At 51.8% G+C, this 20,045-nt stretch carries 13 protein-coding genes; 12 read left to right on the plus strand and 1 reads right to left on the minus strand.

The features are described 5' to 3' along the window. The first annotated feature begins 4 nt into the window (after window positions 1–4). The 5 genes from L1S32_RS09705 to L1S32_RS09725 all read left to right on the plus strand — a co-directional run bounded on the left by L1S32_RS09705 (window position 5) and on the right by L1S32_RS09725 (window position 8,620). Window positions 5–3,265, plus strand: a complete 3,261-nt coding sequence (locus L1S32_RS09705) for a tubulin-like doman-containing protein (protein WP_278154904.1) — start codon at window positions 5–7, stop codon at window positions 3,263–3,265. 47 nt (window positions 3,266–3,312) lie between these two features. Further along, window positions 3,313–4,827, plus strand: a complete 1,515-nt coding sequence (locus L1S32_RS09710) for a hypothetical protein (protein WP_278154905.1) — start codon at window positions 3,313–3,315, stop codon at window positions 4,825–4,827. A 27-nt stretch (window positions 4,828–4,854) separates the two neighbouring features. Beyond that, entirely contained in the window at window positions 4,855–6,291 is a 1,437-nt protein-coding gene (locus tag L1S32_RS09715; protein WP_278154906.1) for a hypothetical protein, read from the plus strand. Window positions 6,292–6,333: 42 nt separating this feature from the next. After that, the gene (locus tag L1S32_RS09720; RefSeq protein WP_278154907.1) at window positions 6,334–7,962 is read left to right on the plus strand and encodes a PEGA domain-containing protein; all 1,629 of its coding nucleotides are present in this window, start codon (window positions 6,334–6,336) and stop codon (window positions 7,960–7,962) included. 160 nt (window positions 7,963–8,122) lie between these two features. Next, window positions 8,123–8,620, plus strand: a complete 498-nt coding sequence (locus L1S32_RS09725; RefSeq protein WP_278154908.1) for a VOC family protein — start codon at window positions 8,123–8,125, stop codon at window positions 8,618–8,620. Between the two features lie 163 nt (window positions 8,621–8,783). Here the strand turns inward: L1S32_RS09725 and L1S32_RS09730 are convergent, their stop codons facing one another. Then, window positions 8,784–9,806, minus strand: a complete 1,023-nt coding sequence (locus L1S32_RS09730) for a type II glyceraldehyde-3-phosphate dehydrogenase (protein ID WP_278154909.1) — start codon at window positions 9,804–9,806, stop codon at window positions 8,784–8,786. Between the two features lie 258 nt (window positions 9,807–10,064). Here L1S32_RS09730 and L1S32_RS09735 point away from each other — a divergent pair, with 258 nt between their 5' ends. The 7 genes from L1S32_RS09735 (at window position 10,065) to L1S32_RS09765 (ending at window position 20,008) form a co-directional block, all read left to right on the plus strand. Continuing rightward, complete coding sequence (locus tag L1S32_RS09735; RefSeq protein ID WP_278154910.1) at window positions 10,065–10,496, plus strand: hypothetical protein; 432 nt, start codon at window positions 10,065–10,067, stop codon at window positions 10,494–10,496. A 35-nt stretch (window positions 10,497–10,531) separates the two neighbouring features. Further along, complete coding sequence (locus L1S32_RS09740; RefSeq protein WP_278154911.1) at window positions 10,532–11,047, plus strand: hypothetical protein; 516 nt, start codon at window positions 10,532–10,534, stop codon at window positions 11,045–11,047. Between the two features lie 181 nt (window positions 11,048–11,228). After that, the gene (locus L1S32_RS09745; protein WP_278154912.1) at window positions 11,229–11,858 is read left to right on the plus strand and encodes a PH domain-containing protein; all 630 of its coding nucleotides are present in this window, start codon (window positions 11,229–11,231) and stop codon (window positions 11,856–11,858) included. A 232-nt stretch (window positions 11,859–12,090) separates the two neighbouring features. Continuing rightward, on the plus strand, window positions 12,091–13,233 hold the full coding sequence (locus L1S32_RS09750) for a PQQ-binding-like beta-propeller repeat protein (protein ID WP_278154913.1): 1,143 nt from the start codon (window positions 12,091–12,093) through the stop codon (window positions 13,231–13,233). A 282-nt stretch (window positions 13,234–13,515) separates the two neighbouring features. Beyond that, window positions 13,516–16,521: a methyl-accepting chemotaxis protein gene (locus L1S32_RS09755; protein WP_278154914.1), complete on the plus strand. Its 3,006-nt coding sequence runs from the start codon at window positions 13,516–13,518 to the stop codon at window positions 16,519–16,521. Window positions 16,522–16,534: 13 nt separating this feature from the next. Next, entirely contained in the window at window positions 16,535–16,996 is a 462-nt protein-coding gene (locus tag L1S32_RS09760) for a chemotaxis protein CheW (protein WP_278154915.1), read from the plus strand. 105 nt (window positions 16,997–17,101) lie between these two features. Further along, window positions 17,102–20,008: a PAS domain S-box protein gene (locus tag L1S32_RS09765; protein WP_278154916.1), complete on the plus strand. Its 2,907-nt coding sequence runs from the start codon at window positions 17,102–17,104 to the stop codon at window positions 20,006–20,008. The last annotated feature ends 37 nt before the right edge of the window (window positions 20,009–20,045 follow it).

The raw sequence follows: 20,045 nt of genomic DNA on the forward strand, positions 1-20,045 counted from the left end.
AATAATGCCTCATGATGATATAATCGAAGGGAAGCCCTTCCAGATGCCGGATGAATTAACCGTTGTAGCCATCGGTGGGTGCGGAAAAAAGCTCATATCAAACCTCTATGAGCATGAATGGTTCCTGAGACATTATCTTTCGGACGGGAAACGGCTGTCACTGTTCACCATAGACACTGATACCAACCAGAGAAAGGATGATATCAAACGATCAGAACAGGTGATGGCACGGCTGGGGGATATCCAGCGAACAAACAGCCAGATGGGCGGAAGTGTAAAAAGCTTCCATTACCACCTCCCCGACCTGGCGAACGTCGAACGTGTCTCTTCCCTGACATCGCGGGAGGTGACCGAACAGATGAAAAAGAGGCGGGAACGCCCGCTTGTCGATGTATGGTGGATGAATGATCCCGAATACGGATTCGACTACCAGATGCTGAAAAAGGTGGACAAAAATATCGTCGACGATTTCGGCGGAGGGGTCCACCGGAGGCGTGCGATATCCAAGGCGGTATTCTACAAGGCGATCACCCAGGGCGGAGAGCAGTTCCCCTCATTTCAGGGGCACGGCCCGGTGGCGCTCATTGTTGGTCTCGGAGGCGGTACAGGATCCGGGATGTTTATTGATCTGGCCCGCTACATCAAGGAGAAACGCGGGCAGGAGTCAAAAATCTGGCTCTTTGTGGTGCTTCCGGCGGCAAGCGAAGGGGAAAAGGAGCAGTTGAATGCTGCGATCGCACTCTCCGAGATTGAATATCTGAACATGATTGAAGACAAGCTCTTCAACTACATCATCGTCTCATCCCTGAGCCCCACCGGATATGTCGACGGAGGGGACAGAAAGCAGGAAGTGGTCGAGTTTGACGCGTCCTTCCCCTATATGTTCATCAATTCCTTCTACCTCCCGACAGCAGACATCTCAGCCATCGTAGACGCCAAAAAAGATTACTCCGGCTTTATCTTTGCAGATTCGCATGTAATCGAGTACCCGGTGGAAAATCTCCGGTCATTAAAGAAAGGGTTTGAGGATGTCATCGAAAGCCTCTCCGGTTTCGGACAGAACCGGGGAAAGATCTTAAAAGAGGTCTCTGAATTTATCGCAACCAATGAAAGCCTCTACCCCGAGGAATTTTCAAAGACGGACACGGAGATAACCCACAACGATGTGAACCTGTACCGAAAGGAGATCGAGAAAGTCAAAAAAGTCTGGGAGAATGAGATCACCGATCTTTTAAACTTCAAAACGCAGTCCATTATCGAATCGGCGGTCACAAACAACATGCCTGCCGAGCTCAAGGACATCTCTTCTGTGCAGGACTATGACAAACTCACAGAGTACGTCGAAAGGCTCAAAAAGTCCCTTGAAAACGAGAGCAAACCGCATGAAAATGCAAAGGATCAGGAATTATACGAACTGATAAAAAAGAATCTTCATTTCCTTGAGGAGATGTCACATCTCCAGAAGAAGACATTCTCCATTAGTGAAAAATCAGCACGGATTGCACTTTTAAACATCATTCGCGGCGAAGAAAACTTCGGCAAGATTTCAGGCGACCTCTCATCGCGCCAGTCGACACTCAGGGCGGAGATCAGTGAAGCGGATGTCAGGATCAAAAAGAAGCGTGATGACCTTGAGGAGATCACCGCTGAGCAGAACAGAATGCTTGACCGGATCAGATCCGAGGTTAACGCACTTGCCAAACCGGTTGATGATTACGTTGCGCTCGGCCACGGAACGGCCGCTGCTGCCGGACAGGGTTCAATAGAAGGTCTTGAACAGGCATTTCTGGAGAAGTTCGCGGCACTTCTCTTTGTCCTCAGGGAAAAGCTCAATGAGTCGGAGAAGAAGAAGGCAAAACTGATCCGGCGTGATGAATGGCTCTCCTCACTTCCGCTCGGGGACCTTCAGGGAGATATCGAGAGGTTGGAGAAGGCGACATCAGCAGACTTCTCCTACCTGAGGGATCTTGCGGAGTCGGTCTCTCTTTACTTCTACAACGACTATATGCTCAGGCTCTCCAAAAAACAGGGCTTTACTGACAGTCTTCTGGGGAGAAAACTCAATTCCGAGATGTACAGAAGCGAAAAGGCGACAAAGGAAGAGAGAATACGCAAGATATCCCAGATGCATCCCGGAAAGATATCGATACGCGATCCCTTCGAGGTCTTCATACAGGACAAGTTCCTGACACGGGAGTTTGACACACGGCTCGTCTCCCTGCGGGAAGCGACCTTAGCGCCGGTTTCATCACAGTTCAACCTTGAATCCGAAGAGAAGGCAGCCCTTGTCCGGTCCTTCTCCGGAAGGGACACCGCATCGATTCTCACCGGCATCAGGGAGACTCTGACAGAGATCGTAAACAACCGTGAAGGATACTCCACAAAGACCGGAACCATAAACAGAGAGATAGACTTCCTGATCCAGTCGCAGAAGCAGATGCAGCAGCAGGTCGAATTCCTGCAGAAGACGGACAATCTGGTGAACGCGACCTTTGACCCACGAAAAAAGTTCAATGCAGACGTGAATGCCTATGAGTCCGGGCTGAGGATCATTGACGAAAAAAGAAAGAGTGGCAATGCAACCATTGAAGGCATGTACCGGACGTGGTTCGGGGAGATTAACCCGACCATTCTCTCCCTGCTGCGTGATGACTCTGACCTCTCGGTCCTCGACTATGACACGGAGGGAAAACGTGAGATTGAAAAGCTCTACAACATCGTGCAGTGGAAGTACAAGGAGCTTATTGATGCACACAAACTTGGGATAAACAATATTTCGATCGGGTATGGAAGCGCCGGAACCGAACGATGGAGCTTTGACAAGGCCGCCCTTGTCGCATCGTCCCCCTCACGGTGGCTTTCACAGTTAATAGACAACAAAGGCAGTGATTTCAGGCGCAATCTGGTAAAATCCCTGGATTTAAAGGGCGTCGACAGTGCGAAGGTGAACTCCCACAACTACACCAAACCCTGGGAGATATCGCTCACGTTCTTTGCAGCGGCAAGTTTCCTGGACAATATATCCCCTTTGACAACCGGCGGAGGATACTGGGAGAAGTACGAGAAGGCAAAGAACAATATCCTCCATCATGCCCTGTATCTTCACGAGGGGAAGTATGTTGTCCGTGAGAAAACCCTGCTTTTAACCGATGCGGCAGAGACTGCAGATCTTGAATCCGGCGACAAGGCACAGATTCAGGAGGCAAAGGACAGGATTCTGGACTTATACACGGTAAAGGACATCAAAGAGGCAGCCGGGGAATGATCATCAACAATAAAAAAAGAAGAACATACCTTCTTTTTGCTCTTCCTTTGAGCATTGTTGTTGCCTATATCTTCACATCCATAGCGCCTGTCTTTAAGCTTCACCCGCCGTCGTTTGTATTGACCGTCTGTGTTGAATTTTTATGCGGACTCTTCTTTGCCATTGCGGTGGGTATGCTTTTTAACGAGGACTCCCGGATAAACGGCGTTATCTACACCGGAATATTTGCTGCAATACCTGTTTTTTATGTGTATTCCTCCCCGTGGGCAGACATCGGCCTCCTGACTCTCACCTTCTCAGCGGGAGTCCTGTGTGGTGCGGTGTTTGTTGCACAGGTGGTAATCACAAACCGCTATGACAATCTTGCAAAATTCGCCAAGGTGCTCTTTACCCTGTTCTTTGCAATCATCATCGGCTTTCTTGCATACGAGATGTATCTTACTTCCTTTGCGCCCGATACAGCAGTGAGTGAGGCATATGTGACGCAAAATATCTTCTTTTTTGGTGCGGGGATTGTTCTCTCACTGATTCTCTACTGGCTTGCGATAAAAATCACCATCGGCGTACGGGCATCTGAGATATTTATATTCGGGCCGCGTTCATCCGGGAAGACGTATTTTGTCCTTGGCCTGTGGAGCTACATATCCGAGCATTTCGAGAAGGGTCACTCAAATGAGGGTGTGGTATTAACGGGCGACCCCAATGACGAAGGCGACGAACTGAGGATATCAAGCCTGTATGCAAGCATTCTCGATGGAAAAATTCTCTCACGGACGTACCGCTACCAGATGGTGATGTATCAGCTTACCGGAAAGAAGTACGGGCTGATTCCGGTCAAATGGACGGTTGTAGACTATGCAGGAGAGTATTACGATGAGCTAAATGAAATCAACTTTACAAAGGCCGTCTCCCTGTTAAGTGACCGTCTTGGAATGCCCGAGGGGGAGGTCAGAAAGGGTGCAGGGACGATCGATTTTGTGAAGTACATTAAACTGCACCACCCGGAAGAACTCATCGACCCGGAATTCACCAAAAGTGTCATCCTGTCGACGATGTACGGTAATTTTATCCGGGCAGGAAAGGTCATCTTTCTTATCGACGGCGAAAAAATAACCGACGACAGGAAGGGCCATGCACAGCTGGCACGGGAGTTCGGGGGGTATATGAAGACCCTGATTGATCTGGAAGGAAAAAATTATCTCGGATTTTTCCGGCCCAACAAAAAATACGCCCTTGTTGTCACCAAAACTGATCTGGTATTCTGGAAGAACCGGGAGATACGAAATCTAATCCAGTCAATGAATGCCGAAAAATTATCCGATATCCCGGAAATGTCCAGAGAAGCCCTGAATATCGAGAACAGCCTCTTTGAGATCCTCAGTTCAAACAAGGTTTTTAAAAACCTGGTAAACATGATGAACGACATCTCGATGTATTTTGTCGCTGTCTCTGTTGATGCGTCAGCCGAGCCTTTTCCCACAGAGGAAGGATTTGAAGAGGAGATTGCCCCGACCGCCCTTGCACCGTGGAGGTTTACGGAGATATTCAAATTCGGCCTGTGAGGGGTCATTTCAGGGAGGGTTTTAGGAATGGATGATGCATACGGAATATTTACCACGGACGGCGAGACGGTCGCAGGCACCCTGAATGATGAGTATGCACTCCGTCTTGCTGAGCGACTTGACGAGAGCACGGCGTCATTGTATATCAGCACAAAAAATGGTGTTTTTCTGCTCGGAACCGCGGTAAACGTGCAGAAGAAGGGAAGACGGCCTGATACGTTCATCTATCTTGAAAAGGTCGGATGGAACCGGGAACTTCCGCCGGACATTGATCTCGCATTCATCCATGCGTTTTACGGCCGCATCGAAGGAAGGCTCGCAGAAATAGAGTATGAGGTGCGTGATCTCGCATCAGACGTTGATTTCTTTGACGAACGGCATAAAAAAGTAGTCACCAGTCTCCTGAGTTCCCATGCCGCAGACTACTCTGTCGGAAGGCTGCTTCTGGGAAAGGAGGTGGTGTGCGTATCAGGCAACCTCTCAAAGTCTGTCGATTTTGTTGTCGCCGTCACCGAAAAGCTTCATTTTTTCCTCTCCGCCGGGTTTACCATCGTTGTTGCAAAACGTTCTTTTAGGGATGCCGATCTGCTGGTGACAGAGAAATATGCCGGGACAGTTCATATTGACCTTGACACTGAACGTACAAATGATCCGAAGTGGGGTGAGCTCTATACAAACCTCGGTATATTTGCCCGGAATCCCGTAGTCCGGCAGAAAATCTCCGCGGAACTGTCCCGGAAAAAACTGGAGGAGCGGCTTGTTTCTGCGTACACCGGCAGCAATGTCCCGCCTGTCAGTGCAGAACGGTTCAGGGATTTTCTTTCAGAGGAGAAGATTGGTGCCTTTGAGAAATCACAGGAGAAATTCTCTTCATCTGCGTATGAAGCACCGGCAAAAGAGGGAGTGAAACGGCCGAAGGAGTCAGACTACGGAAAGTGGACGATCACCGAGTCTGACAGGGAGGACCTCAAACGTGAGTATGAGAAGCACATGGAGGCGAAACGGAAGGGGAGGGTGCGTCTGCTGGCCGTCCTGGGCGTGTTTGTCATCCTGCTTGCAGCCGTACTGGTGCTCTTTGTCGTCTATCCGGGATTTATGCATGGTGGCCTGAATCTGACTGAAATTCCGCACATCACCCCTTCGGCAACGATTCCACCCGTTGATGCGTCACGTATTGTCACACGGCTGAACACCACGCCGGGAAATATCCCTGAAAACCTGTCCGGATTCGGAAGTGCATATGATATCACGCTCTCCGGACCGCAGAATGTGACACTTGACCTGAACGCTGATTATAACCCGGATCTGTCGTATTACCTGCTGCTCTACAACCAGTCGGCGTCATCATGGGAGCCGGTTGAGACCACATTTGTTTTCACAAACGGGTCGGTGACAGCCTTCATTATGGATTCAGGCATATATCGCCTCTTCACGGACAGGGAAAGCACCTTTAATGAGAGTTAAAAGTTGAGTTGTGCGTCCGTACAGCACAGACAGGTATTCTCTATGAAAAAACCCTCAGCACTGAGAATCATTCCCGTCCTCATTTTGTGCCTGCTCATACAGGCGGTCATCTCACCTGCAGATGCACAGATACAGAAAGGCACGATATCTGTCTCATCAGTGCCGCAGGGAGCGAATATTTACCTGAATGATGAAGATCTCGGCCTTCAGACAAATACGGTGATTCAGAATGTTTTTCCGGGCATTCACTATGTGCGGCTTGAGTTGCCGGGCTACCGGACATGGGAGAAGATCTTTGAGGTAAGGGAAGGGGAGATTACCTACATCAGCCATGAGATGGAGCCGTTGGTGGGCGATGCCTTCTCTGTAACGACAAAGCCCGAGGGTGCACAGATCTATATCGACGGGGACTTTTACGGCATATCAAATACCGTTTTTTATGAACTTCCCACGGGGCAGCACCGTGTGCTCCTGCTGCTTGACAACTATTCAGATTATGCGGCAACGGTAACCATCAGCGAAGGGATGTCGCAGTCACTTGTGCATACGTTTGAGCCAATACCTGACACCGGACGGATAACTGTTGCATCTGTCCCGTCGAATGCCGGGATTTATCTGAACGGAGAGTATCAGGGCACCACCCGAAAGACGCTTGATGAGGTCGTGCCGGGGACGTATGCCATTGTCATCATGAAAACCGGATACGACAACTGGACGGGCACGGTTGACGTTGCGGCAGGAAAAATATCTGAAATAATTGCGGAGCTGACGCCTGCAAAGGTCATTTTGTCCGTTACAACGGTTCCGAAAGGCGCCGGTATTGTCATCGACGGCGTATTCTCAGGCACCACTCCTCTTGAAATACCGGTTGAACAGGGATTGCATACGGTTCTTCTGGAAAAGTTTGGCTATGAGAGTCGTGAAGAGGAGGCGGATGTCGGTGCTGAAGGGGCCTCAATTTCTGTGAACCTTGTATCAATGGCGCCGCAGGCAATAGCAGAGGCACAACGGGTGGTATTCGATAATGTCGACTACCAGCCGGAGAAAGCACGGGAGGCGCTTGAGAATGCACAGAAAAGCTATGCGGCGGGAGACTCTGAAAGTGCAATAACCTACGCAGCGTCTGCAATCGCCCTTGCCCGGGACGTTGACGGGGACGGGGTGATAAATCCGCTCGACATCAGCCCGCATCTTCACAATGCTGTGATATATATAACGCCGTTTCTTGTTGTGTTTCTTGTAGCCGGATTGATTGCAAAGGACATGCTACGGCATCGGATAAAGCCTGAGATCACGGTCCATCTGCCGGTGACCATACGGGAGGATGATATGCTTGCACGGGCTGAGGTGACGGCAAATGCTCCCGGAGGGCCATACCGGGGTTTTGTCTGCACGGTGTACATTGACGGCATCTCCGTTGACCACTTCACGGACCCCGGAAAATATGATGTGATGCTCTCAGGACGAAGCCCGGGTGTCCACAGTCTGATGGTGCATCTTCAGGTTGCAAAGGAGCGGTACGGTAAAGCGGAGAAGAAGGTGAAGGAGAACTTTATCGTTGAACCTCCAGAACCGGCACATCCTGTTACGGATGAGAAAGGTGGCGGGATTATTATTCCGGAAGATGAGGACTTCGGGCCTGAGGATCTGTTTGAGGAGGGGAAAGAGTGATGTTCCTGAACAATGGGTATGGAGAGTTCCGTATCTGTTCACCGGGGCATCCTCCCGAAACAGCATTCTTGTGAAAAAACCTTCGGGTTCCGGGGAGTCAGGACCTGATGGGTCCATATGCTTAGGCAGAATTATCACCGTCTGCAGGAATCCTTAGACGATGGCAGACAACAGTATTTTCTCCTATCATTCAACCGTTCTGTTTGTACGCGATGTGGCCGCTTCAAAGAAATTCTACACTGAGGTGATGGGAGAGGAAATTGAACTCGATCTCGGCAAAAATATCGGTTTTAAAAGTGGAATTGGTATCTGGGACGGGAGTTACGGCAGGAACGTGATATTCGGGGATGCCGGTGCCGGAGATGACGATTTTTCCTCAAAGCGGATGCTCGAACTCTATTATGAAACGGATGACATGGACCGGACATCTGAACTGCTGAAAGCTGCCGGTGTTGTATTCGTGCATGATGTCGTCGCTCAGCCATGGTGCCAGCTCACGGTTCGGTTTCTTGACCCTGACGGACATATGATCGAGGTGGGCGAACGAATGGATGTCTGTGTGAAACGGCTGGCCGCGTCCGGCATGTCAGGCGAAAAGATTGCAGAATCAACCACCATGCCTGCTGATATCGTGAAGCATATGCTGAAGAATGGATGATTGAACCCCGGTTCCCCAGGCTGAACATGGAAATATAACCGGGAAAAATGTATTTAGTCCGGTTTGGAAGGGATGCACTCCCTTCACCGCTGTTTTCAGGATGTGACGGCGCCTGCTGCCACATCCTTTTGGGTGTTTTTATCTGAGGAATGAGGAAATATGCTCAGATCGCCTTCAGGCCGAGCGCCTCATTGGTGATCCGAACCGACTCTTCTGCGGTGTCTGCCGCCTTCATCATCGCACGGATGGCGTCGATGTTTTCGACGACAACATCTGCCTCCTGGTGGATGGCCTGGAAGAGATAGAGCTCATTGTTTTTACCGACCGAGACTGAGTCCTCGTAGACACAGGACTCCCAGAGGTCACCACGTGGGCGGCCCATGTCGGAGGCCAGTTCCCGGAGTTCTGCCGTGGATGTGATGCCTGAGGCGCCCTTCACAATGCCGATTCTCGGGTGTTTGCGAATCAAATCGAGGACGCCCTCACGGGTAGCCTCCTGAGCGAGCTCCATCCTGATCACATGCATGTGCATGAAGGTCGTCGGCACGATCATCGCTGTCGTCACGATATCGATGGACGGGAGGACGGTGTTCACATCCGGGCCGTGGTGGGACGGGATGGTGACCGGGTTTAAGACGATGGCATCAATAGGCCCCTTTTTGATGCCGCCGGGGTCAGACCCGCGCCGCACCATCGTCGCAAAGACCGATTTTACCCCATATGCCTCATCTGCAAGCTGGATGATGCGGCACAGGCCGGTCGTATTGCAGGATACCACCCGCACAAAGTCAGCACCGTAGGCATCGCGGTAATTGCAGGATGAATTAAACGAGATCCCTGCGATCTCATGCTTTTCGCCGCCCTGCCAGATGGCCTTGACATTGAAGAGCTCGTAGATTTTCCGGTTCTCCTTGCCCACACCGCCCGGCGTTGCGTCCACAACGACGTCGCACTTCTTGAGCATCTCCTCCACATCGCCTGCGACTGCAATGCCTGCCCGCTCAAAGGCCGGCTTCTTCTCAATATCTGCGATATAAAGGGGGTATCCCCGCTCGTTTGCGATATATGCCTCACCCGAGGGTCGTGTTTTGGAGACTCCGACCACTTCCATATCCGGCTGGGCGGCCACCGCGTCGGCCACCCGTTTGCCAATTGTTCCGTATCCGTTAATTGCGACTCTGATCATAGCTGCACACCTTCAGATGATACTCCCGGTGCAGGCATGTCCGCCCTTCAGCGGGGTATCCCTCGCACCCGTTGTCCCTCTCACCTGATTATTCAATTGATACAGCGGGAATACAAAAAAAAGGTTCTCTTTGAATGAGACCGACTGGTGCCTGAGCAATAAAAATATTGAAGAGATCTGTGCTCATATTACTCCTTTGATTCAACAGCTGGGGGGTTTGGAATAAAAAAGAGCGTATGTCCGCGATGCGGTGAACCGGTGCCGGAGGGGGGTACCATCTGCATGGTCTGCGGTCAGTCCCTGAAGAAGCGTTCGACGCTGCCAAGGGAAGTGATTCTGGTTGCTATTCTTGGAGTGGCTGCGATTATACTGGCATATCTGCTGTTTCCTGTTTTCTTTGGTGCAACAGTCGTGACAAGCACCGGAAATGTCAGTTTTGTTGTGACCCTTGCAGACGGGAGTCTGTCCGTTGAGTACGGAGGGACAGAGGACGGCAGGGATGTGGCAGAGCTGCAGATTGCGCTGCTTGCAGAAGGGGGCAGGTCGTCGCAGATTTTCTCCTTTAAAAATCCACAACCTGACACGGTGCTTGGTCCGGTAGAGACCGGCACCACGGGAAGGCCGGTTGGTGTCTATTATGTTGCTGTCTATGCCGATGGTACGGAAACTAGTAATACCATTCCCATCTGAAGGAATGGTGAGATGTATGGTGAAGGAGACAGGACATGGTGGCAGGGGGTACAGACCATGAATATGCAATCTGGGTGACCCGGGATGAGCTCGGGAAGAAAAAGGAGATCCACCTCGAAGGGAAGATGATCACCTTCAGAATTCCTGAACAGATTGATGGGCACGCAGTGCTGCGCCTGAAAGGGCTTGGCTACCGGAACGGGTCAGAGAACGGCAATCTGCTTGTCCGGATTAATCTTATGGAAGAGAACCGCGGGTCGGAGTGGTCATCCTTCCGCGGCAGCCGGCAGCGTTCATCCTCCGGTGGTGGATTTGGACGGTTCCCGTGGATGAATCCCTCACCGGCTCAGGACGGGCGGCATGAAACGGGTGCTCCCTTCACGCCAAAAAAGGCGGTGAACGACCCTATGCAGCAGAGGCGGGCAGGGTTTCTGATCGCCGGTTCCGGTCTGGTGCTGGTATCAGGAGGATATCTGGGTATTCTGCCTGTATCCGCATGGGCAGGAGCTGTCATTGTTGCGGCAGGCATCATCCTCGCCTTTTTTGCCTGATTGGATTTTATCCCCTGAAATTGGTGAATTCGGTATCAATATATTCCTGTTTCCCCCTGCCGAAGATGAGTGTTCGTTTCATGCACACAGGTTTTAAGTGATGTTTTGAATTGTCGCCCCGGGAGCTGTTCGCTCCCGTCCCAGGCAAATGGTGATAAGATCTGGTATCAGAAAGGGTAGTATGTCTGTTCAGATTGATACCGCATTCATCCCTGATCCCTCATTCCGGTCGTATCTGATCCTTGTGACCGCGTTTGGCATGCTGATCCCCGTCTTCTTCTTCGCATTCATGGTATTTGCGATAACAGAGGGGGCGGGCAGTGCGCTTGCAGTGATGGCGGGCATTTTTGCCGTGCTTGCTTTTACAGGCGGTCTCTGGGCCTTTCTGTATTATGATACCGTCTGCTACCTTCTCACGCCGACTGAGATGACCTGGGGCCGTGGAATCCTCTGGAAACAGACGGGCATTGTCCCCTACAATCGTATCACAAACGTCGACATCATCCAGGGTCCTGTGATGCGGGTCTTCGGGATATCAAATCTGCGTATCCAGACCGCGGGCTACTCGGCAAATCAGATGGCGGAGATTAAACTCCAGGGTATTCGTGATCCTGAACCCCTCCGTGCCGTCATTATGGACTTTGTACGGTCCGGGCATCCGGTCGCAGCCGTCACCGGTGCGGAGAACACCGCGACCCCTGCGTTTGTCTCAGCCGCATCACCGTCCGGGCAGGCGGCCGATGCTTCCGTGCTCCGGGAACTCCGGGAGATTACAGCCGTTCTGAAGAGAATCGAAGAGAAGATGCAGTGAACAGAAAATATATTTCTGCCTCCCCTCTCTTCTTTTGCCGCCCGCCGTGTTATCATCTCCCCTCTCTCCTCTGATGTCATCTCTCCTTCTGCATCCGTCTTTTGTCTCACTAAGACCTCCAACCTTCGCAGGCTGGCATCGGCAGGAGAAAGAGAAAGGTGCAGGAGATGAGGTGCAGAATGCACCGGGGAAAGGAGAATGCTATTAGCACCGGCGGACAACCATTCTCATAATGAGAGTATATATGAGAGTGGCGTTGCTGGTCTGCATGGCCCTGTTCCTTGTCTGCGGGGCTGCTGTGGCCATTCAGCCGCCGGACCTGAACCGGACGGTCACAATAAATGGTGCCGCTGAGGTGGCAGCCTTCATCGAATCGCCTGCTGCAGGCGGTTTTGTCGCGGCGGGTGCTGCAAAGGACAGCCCTGCGATCTGGTTTGTTGCAGAAAACGGGACAGTCACCGGAAATATGACTGTTGCTGTGGATAACGCTTCTGTTATCCGGTACATCCAGGAGGAGGGGGACGCGTACCTGGTCTTCAGCGATACCCACGACTTTGCAGGAGTCACTCCTGACGGTGAAATCCTGTGGACGTGGCATGTGCCTCTCGGAGAAGTCTCTTCAGTGGATGCAGTCCCTGAAGGTGGTATCATTGCTGCCGCAAACTACCTGCACCCGACCCTCTACCGGCTGGATGCAGACGGAACACCGCTCTGGAACAAGACCTATGCTGACACCTCGGGCGCCGGTCTCGGGCGGATCCAGTCGGTGAAGGCAGTAGAAGGCGGCTATATCGTGGCCGGCTATGCCACACCGGTGATTGCCTCCGGAGATGCGGTGGGACTGGTGATGTACCTCAGTGAGGATGGCACCGTGGTCTGGGAAGAGCGCTTTGGTGAGGAGGGCATTGGCTACGTGGTAAACATCAGTCCCCTTCCCGGCGGCGGGTATATCGCCCCTGCTCTCACTACGGAGGATGAGGCAGCTGTCCTCATTCTCAATGAAACCGGCGCAGCAGATCAGCTATTCTTCTATCCCAAACGGATGGAACTGATCTACTATGCAGATGCGGCCCCCGGCGGCGGGTACTATCTGGTGGGATATGACGCCAGCCTGGTAAATGGTGAGCCGCAGTATCTCGTAATGGGTGTATCCCCGGATGGTGAGGAGGAATGGATGCAGTGGTTCGGAGATACCGGCATCCGGGCATTCGTCCCCCTCGGTGACGGGTTTGTGACCGGAGGAGAGAACGGGGAGATCTCTTTTTTTACCTTCCACAAGGCCGGAAAGGAGACTGATCTCTCGAATGCATGGATGTTTATCTTTGTTATTCTCGCAGGAATAATCGCCGGATATCTTATTTACCGGCAACACTGAGAACTTCCTTTATCCCCCTCTTTTTTTCTCCCGGCAGGCTATTGGTAGGCACTATCCGGGATTTTATCCGGTATGCTCTCTGGCCAGTATTGACTGAATGGCGATATATATTGAAATTCTCTGAATTCCTTCTGTTCATCATCTGTATTTCTCTCGGTTCCAATGGAAGGGTATTTGAGGGATTGAAGGAGAGGTTACATATACTCTATCGTATCTGTATGGGCCGGCGGATATTTCTCTGCTCCGTGTTTCATGCAGGTGCCAGTGATCTAAGTGATTTCCATGTCGTTACAAATTATTGAAGATGCACTGCGGCGTGCACTGGACGGGGATTTTACGGCCCCACTCAGTCAGGCGGCCGCAGACCCCGAGACACAAAACCTTGTCGGGCTCGTGGAAAAAGCCATTGGAAAGATGCAGAAGTCTGCTGAGTATCAGGAGATGCTCCGCAGGGTTGACGAGTTCATTGCCAACTATCCGTATCCTCTGGCTATCTATGGCGCTGACGGTGCCTGTCTGATGCTTAATGATCATTACTGCGCCCTCTTCCGCGATTCGTGTGAGGCGCTGATGAAAAAGTCATTCTCAGACTTTGATATCACCATTCTTGGTGGTGACAGCCTGTTTGCATCCCATGACACCAAGAAGAACTCTGAGACCGACCTGTCGGTCACATGGAATGACGGGAGCAAAAACTACCTGAAACTCTACCAGGTGCCTGTCAGTGACGGAGCAGGGGACATCAGTGTAGTCTACCACATCTATCTGGACCAGACCGAGGCCATCAGGGAGCAGGAAGAACTGAAAAAGTTCCAGAGGCGTGCTGATGCCTTCCTCCTGGAGAATCCGCAGGGGATTACCGTTCTTGCGGCAGACAAGCACCGCCTCGACCTGAACCAGGAGTACCAGCGTATCTGGCGCGGCGGCTACGATGAGCTGATGGCAAAGAAGCTCTACGACTTTAACATCACTATCGTCGGCGGTGATGACTTCTACGCCTCATATGAGACGAAAAAGAAGGCTGTTACGGATATGGAGATTGCATGGGACAATGGAGAGAAGTCATATCTGCGTCTCTTCCAGACACCTATTCTCGATGACAACGGCGAAATTGATGTCAACTACTACATCTACCAGGACCTCACCAAGCAGCATGAGGAGATGGCGGAGATCGAGAGATTGCAGAGGCGTGCTGATGCCTTCCTTCTGGAGAATCCGCAGGGCATTACGGTCCTTGCAGCAGACAAGCACCGTCTCGACCTGAACCAGGAGTACCAGCGTATCTGGCGTGGTAGCTACGATGAACTGATGGCAAAGAAGCTCTACGACTTTAACATCAACATTGTCGGCGGCGATGACTTCTACGCCTCATACGAGACAAAGAAGAAGGCCGTTACGGATATGGAGATTGCATGGGACAATGGAGAGAAGTCGTACCTGCGTCTCTTCCAGACACCTATTCTCGATGAAAACGGCGATATTGACGTCAACTATTACATCTACCAGGACCTCACACAGCAGCACGAGGAGATGGAGGAAATAAAAACGCTTCAGAGGCGTGCAGACGCCTTCCTCCAGCAGAACCCGCAGGGAATCACCGTGCTTGCCCCTGACAAGCACCGCCTCGACCTGAACCAGGAATACCAGCGTATCTGGCGCGGGGGCTACAACGAGCTGATGGCAAAGAAGCTCTACGACTTTAACATCAATATCGTCGGTGGTGATGACTTCTATGCCTCGTATGAGACGAAGAGGAAGGCCGTTACGGATATGGAGATTAAGTGGAATAATGGGGAGAAGTCGTACCTGCGTCTCTTCCAGACACCTATTCTCGATGAAAACGGCGATATTGACGTCAACTACTACATCTATCAGGATCTCACACCGGAACGTTCTCTCTCACAGTTCCTTGACCGCGAGATCACCCGGCAGGAGGCAAACCTGACTCTCCTCGCCCATGGCGATATCAGTGGGTTTGACCTGACGGTCGGCGAAACCAATGAGTACACTGCTGAGGCAGGTGTCCTCTTCTCAGATATGAATGCAAGCCTCACCGCCGCACAAAAGGCCATTGAAGAGATGGTGGAGGACTTCGTCGGGACCATGAAGGCGATGCAGGGAGGAAACAGCAAGGCACGGGCACACCCTGACCAGTTTGAAGGTGTCTATGCAGTCATCACCGAGGGATTAAATAATGTCCTTGAAACGGTGATGGTTCCGCTCAATGAGTCATACCGTGTCCTGAAGGAGTATGCAGATAAGGACTTCTCCAGACGGTTCAATGAGGACCTTCTGGTTGAAGGGGACTTCCTGAAACTGAAGACTGCCATCAACAATGTGGGCATCAATGTAGGCAGTGCCCTCAGCGATGTGAAAACTGCTGTTGACAATGTCGACGCAAACATGGCCGATGCCTCCCGCGGTGTTGAGGAGATTGCAAAGGCGATGGAAGATGTGGCAGTATCCAGCCAGCAGTCATCTGAGGCATTCCGGCGCCAGCTTGAGACAGTTGAGGTCGTTGCGCGCGAGATATCTGATCTCTCAGCCTCGATTGAGGAGATCGCCTCCACGTCACAGGAAGTGATGGCCCAGGCAGACCATGTTTCCCGCATGGGCAATGAGGCATCCGGGCTGGGCAGAGAAGCCAATAGTAAGATGAATGCGGTGGAGAAAATAGCAGAAGAGAGCGTCACTCAGATTGAGCAGCTCAACAAGAAGATGACTGAGATCTCAAAGATCGTCAAGCTCATCAATGACATCTCCAGCCAGACAAATCTCCTTGCCCTGAATGCCGCGATTGAGGCTGCACGGGCCGGTGAACACGGCCGTGGATTTGCTGTCGTGGCAGGTGAGGTGAGAAATCTCGCTGCTGAGTCAAAGGCTGCGACAGACTCCATTGAAGAGCTTATTGAAGGCATCCAGCGTGACTCCAATACCACAGCGGTCTCCATGAAGTCTGCCTACAAAGAGATCCAGGCAAGTCTGGAGAGTGTCCATCAGGCCATTGCGTCCTTAAATGAGATCGTCACCGGCGCCCAGGAGGCATCCGAGGGCATCCATGAGATTGCCCGTGCGACAGATGATCAGGCAAGTGCGACAAACCGGGTGATGGAGAAGATGGAGGAGACGACGACCCTTACCAAGGAGAATATGTCCCGCATTGATGATGTCGCAGCGGTGACTGAGGAGGTGGCAGCTTCAACCGAAGAGGTTGGCAGCGGCACCTATGAAGTGACACGGATGACCGAGAAACTGCGGGCGATGGTCAGCGTATTCCGGACAGAGTGAGAGGGGGCAGTGAATGTCAAAACTCACTGATGTTGTGGAATTCAGGATTGCAGACGGGTATTATGCAATCGATGTCCAGATTGCCCGGGAGATAGTCGAGATGATGACGATCACTCCTATCCCACGGGCACCGGATTATATCACTGGTGTCACCAATCTCAGGGGAGAGGTCACCAATATCATCAATCTCAGCAAACTGATAGGGCTCCCTGAGTCGGTTGCATCTGAGACGCAGAAGTTCATCGTCCTCATGCCGGATGCAGCACAGGGATCAAATGTTGGCATCATTGTTGATGATGTGTGCAGTGTGATGCAGGTGGATGAGAAGGATGTAGAGGCGCTTGGAGAGGGTCTCTCCAGCGATGTAACCGAGTATGTGAAGGGCATCATCAAGATGAAAGATGATGCCTCGGACACCATGCGCCTGATCATCTGGGTAGACATGCAGCGCGTGCTCTCCCAGATAATCTCCTGATTTTTTTTTGAATCGTTATTTTTGGTTTAATTCTCAGATGGATACTATTATATGGCCATACGCAAATAATGGCCATTAATCGGGCATTAATCGGATGATTTATTTATGATGGCGGCGGGGCAGAATGGGCGGCTCATCTACCGAACTGAGCAGTGTACGGGATGTGATTATCTTGGGGCCCGTTCGTTTGCCCGGATATCTCCTGCCCGTGAGCTGATTCCTGATGATGTCTTCCTCCGGATATTTCCCTTCTGCCGTGGCAGAACTCCTCTCCCCTTTTTGTTCTGGCTGGAGGGTCTGACCTGCAATCCGGAGGATCGACAGCGGATCGAAGAGGCCTGTGATCTGGTCTGCACGGCACGGGAAGGGCATACCTTCTCAACTCCCCCCATTATTTTCCGGAGTGAACGTGAGGAAACAGCCGCGTCCGGACTCTATGGATTGTCCTTTCACGCCACTCCGCCCCAATCCCCCTCCCTCTGTATCATCAGGTTCCCTGCTGCTCAGAGAAATGCTCCTGCTGACCTGACTGCACCTGACTGGTCATGTCTGGATTCCATGAATGAGGCAGTCATCATCCTGTCCCCGGATGCACGGGTGCACTGGTCAAATCGTGTGGGCAGAAGAGAACTTTCTTCGGCAGGTATGGAGGAGGGTGCTCCGGTATCTGCCTTCTGGAAAAGGGTCATGTGGGAGGATGGCACATGTCCGCTCTCGGAATTTATCCCTGCTTCCATGGAAAAAGCCTCTGTGGATATATTCGTGGAGGACACCCTGGAGAGATCCTGGCGGATTCGCACCGGTCTTCTGGGAGATTCAGCGGACTCCTTTACCGGGTATATCCAGACCGCAGTGGAGATGACAGAATGGATGGCCCGGCGTGTGAAACTCAGTGATATAGAGCATATGTTTGCGGCATTCATGGAGAATCTTCCCTCCGCTGCGGCTATACTGGATCTCAATGGGAGGGTTCGGTACTGCAATCCTCAGATGGACCAGTTCTTCTGCAGAAACGGATATGCAGATGGACAGGGTGGATATACTTTCCCGCCGGAGATGATCCGGACTGTTACTGCCCTTTTCCCCGAGGTCCTGAAGAAGGGAAGTGTCTCTACTGAACGCAGGCATACCGAACCGGAGAAGCATGACCTGATATATCAGCTCACCTTCTTCTCCATTTCCCGCTCGGGCTGCCCCCCCCTTATCGGTGCCATCGCTGTTGACCAGACCGAGGAGCGAAAGAATGAGAAGCAACGTGCAGCACTTGCTGCCACACTCTTTGAGGCACAGAAGGCAGCACGCATGGGAAGCTGGCAATATGACGATGAAACAGGCAGCATCACCTTCCGGGGACTATCCCCCGGGGATCTTTTCCTTTCGGATACGCCTCTCTCTATGCCTTTAGAGGTATTTCTCCGCTCCCTTCCGCCACAGGATGCCGCACGGGTGCGGCAGGCGGTGTCGGATCGTTCGGTTGACGTCCTGCACGAACTGACGGTCTCTCTAAAGAACACGGATGGCGAGGTGATGTATGCGGCATTTCGGGCACGCAACCGGACAGATGGCATCAAAGGTACGGTAGGTACTATTCAGGACATCACCGACAGGGTGAAGGCTGAGAAGGCACGTGCTCAGAGTGAGGAGCGGTTCCGGTTATACTTCAACAGCAAGATGGCAGGCTCGATGATCATCGAACCGCTCTACAATGATGAAGGAGATTTTTCCAGTTTCCGGTTTCTGGCGGCGAACCAGTCATTTGGCAGAATGATGGGTGTGGACCAGGGGACGGTCATCGGGAAGAATGTTGATGATCTCTTCCCGGATGATGCGCGGGAATGGGTATCTCTCTTTCATGATGCCGTCATGGAGGGTGGTTCATATACCGCTGAGTGGACCTGTTCTCAGCGAGGAAAAACCTTTTCCGGGCACATCTTCCCTCTCGGGGGTTCACGGACGTCGTATGGCTGTTCATTCATTGATGTCTCCCATGAATGCGAGGCGCTCCGGGTGCTGCAGGAAAACGATGAATTCCTCAAGATCATCTTCCCTGCAACCATTGAGGGCATTCTTGTCATCGATGCGGAGATGCACACCATTCTGGATGCAAACGCGACGGCGTGTGACCTCATCGGGGCAGGAAGGGATGAGATCATAGGCTGTCTCTGTCGGGATGTCATCTGTCCGGCGAAAGACGGGTTCTGCCCGGTGACAGACCTTGGGGAGGAGGTTCATATGTCAGAGCGGATCCTTCTGACGGCAGATGGTGACCGGATTCCTGTTTTAAAGTCTGTCAGGCAGGTGGTGTATCAGGGCAGAAAATGCCTCATTGAGATGATCGTTGATCTGCGAAAGATAAAAGCGGCAGAGGATGCGCTTAACATAGCTGAAGAACGCTACCGGATGGTTTTTGAGACATCGCCGGATGGAATTCTCATCACGGATACGGAACTCATCAGTGAGGTGAATCCGGCGTTTGCAACAGCACTTGGTTACCTGCCGGAAGAGATGAAAGGACGTTCGGTTCTGGATTTTGCCCCGGAATTTCAGGAAGACGGTGTCCGTTCATCCCACCGGAGGATTGAGATTCTGAGAGAGATTATGGGTGGCAGACGAATAAGCATACAGTGGGATGCCATTTCCCGGGATGGCCTGCTGGTCCGCTTTGAGATCAGGGGGGGCCTTGTAAATTACCTTGGAAAGGTGATGGTGGTGCTTGTCGGGCGCAATGTCACTGAGCTCCTTAACCTGAAACGGCGCCAGCGGGAGGCACTGGATCAGATTGAAAACAACCTGGCAAATCTTGCCACTTTAAACGATCATATCAGAAATCCACTGATGGTCATCAGCGCCTACACTGAGATGGACGCAACCGAGCATGCTAAGGTCGTTATGGACCAGATACAGGAGATTGATGGTATCATCAATATGTTGGACCGGGGATTTCTGGAATCAGAAAAGATCAGGGAGTTTCTGCGTAAACACCATGATGTTGAGACCATTTCCAATGACTAGGCTGGTTTCCTGACAGAGTCCGGTGTGCACCATTTTT

Origin of the sequence: Methanogenium sp. S4BF (assembly GCF_029633965.1) — an archaeon.
Classification (GTDB): Archaea; Halobacteriota; Methanomicrobia; order Methanomicrobiales; family Methanomicrobiaceae; genus Methanogenium.

What these genes read in the sequence shown, in the direction of transcription:
- L1S32_RS09705 (WP_278154904.1), top strand. Translation starts at nt 5, where the DNA reads ATGCCTCATGATGATATAATCGAAGGGAAGCCCTTCCAGATGCCGGAT.
- L1S32_RS09715 (WP_278154906.1), top strand. Translation starts at nt 4,855, where the DNA reads ATGGATGATGCATACGGAATATTTACCACGGACGGCGAGACGGTCGCA.
- L1S32_RS09720 (WP_278154907.1), top strand. Translation starts at nt 6,334, where the DNA reads ATGAAAAAACCCTCAGCACTGAGAATCATTCCCGTCCTCATTTTGTGC.
- L1S32_RS09725 (WP_278154908.1), top strand. Translation starts at nt 8,123, where the DNA reads ATGGCAGACAACAGTATTTTCTCCTATCATTCAACCGTTCTGTTTGTA.
- L1S32_RS09730 (WP_278154909.1), bottom strand. Translation starts at nt 9,806, where the DNA reads ATGATCAGAGTCGCAATTAACGGATACGGAACAATTGGCAAACGGGTG.
- L1S32_RS09740 (WP_278154911.1), top strand. Translation starts at nt 10,532, where the DNA reads ATGGTGGCAGGGGGTACAGACCATGAATATGCAATCTGGGTGACCCGG.
- L1S32_RS09745 (WP_278154912.1), top strand. Translation starts at nt 11,229, where the DNA reads ATGTCTGTTCAGATTGATACCGCATTCATCCCTGATCCCTCATTCCGG.
- L1S32_RS09750 (WP_278154913.1), top strand. Translation starts at nt 12,091, where the DNA reads ATGAGAGTATATATGAGAGTGGCGTTGCTGGTCTGCATGGCCCTGTTC.
- L1S32_RS09755 (WP_278154914.1), top strand. Translation starts at nt 13,516, where the DNA reads ATGTCGTTACAAATTATTGAAGATGCACTGCGGCGTGCACTGGACGGG.
- L1S32_RS09760 (WP_278154915.1), top strand. Translation starts at nt 16,535, where the DNA reads ATGTCAAAACTCACTGATGTTGTGGAATTCAGGATTGCAGACGGGTAT.
- L1S32_RS09765 (WP_278154916.1), top strand. Translation starts at nt 17,102, where the DNA reads ATGATGGCGGCGGGGCAGAATGGGCGGCTCATCTACCGAACTGAGCAG.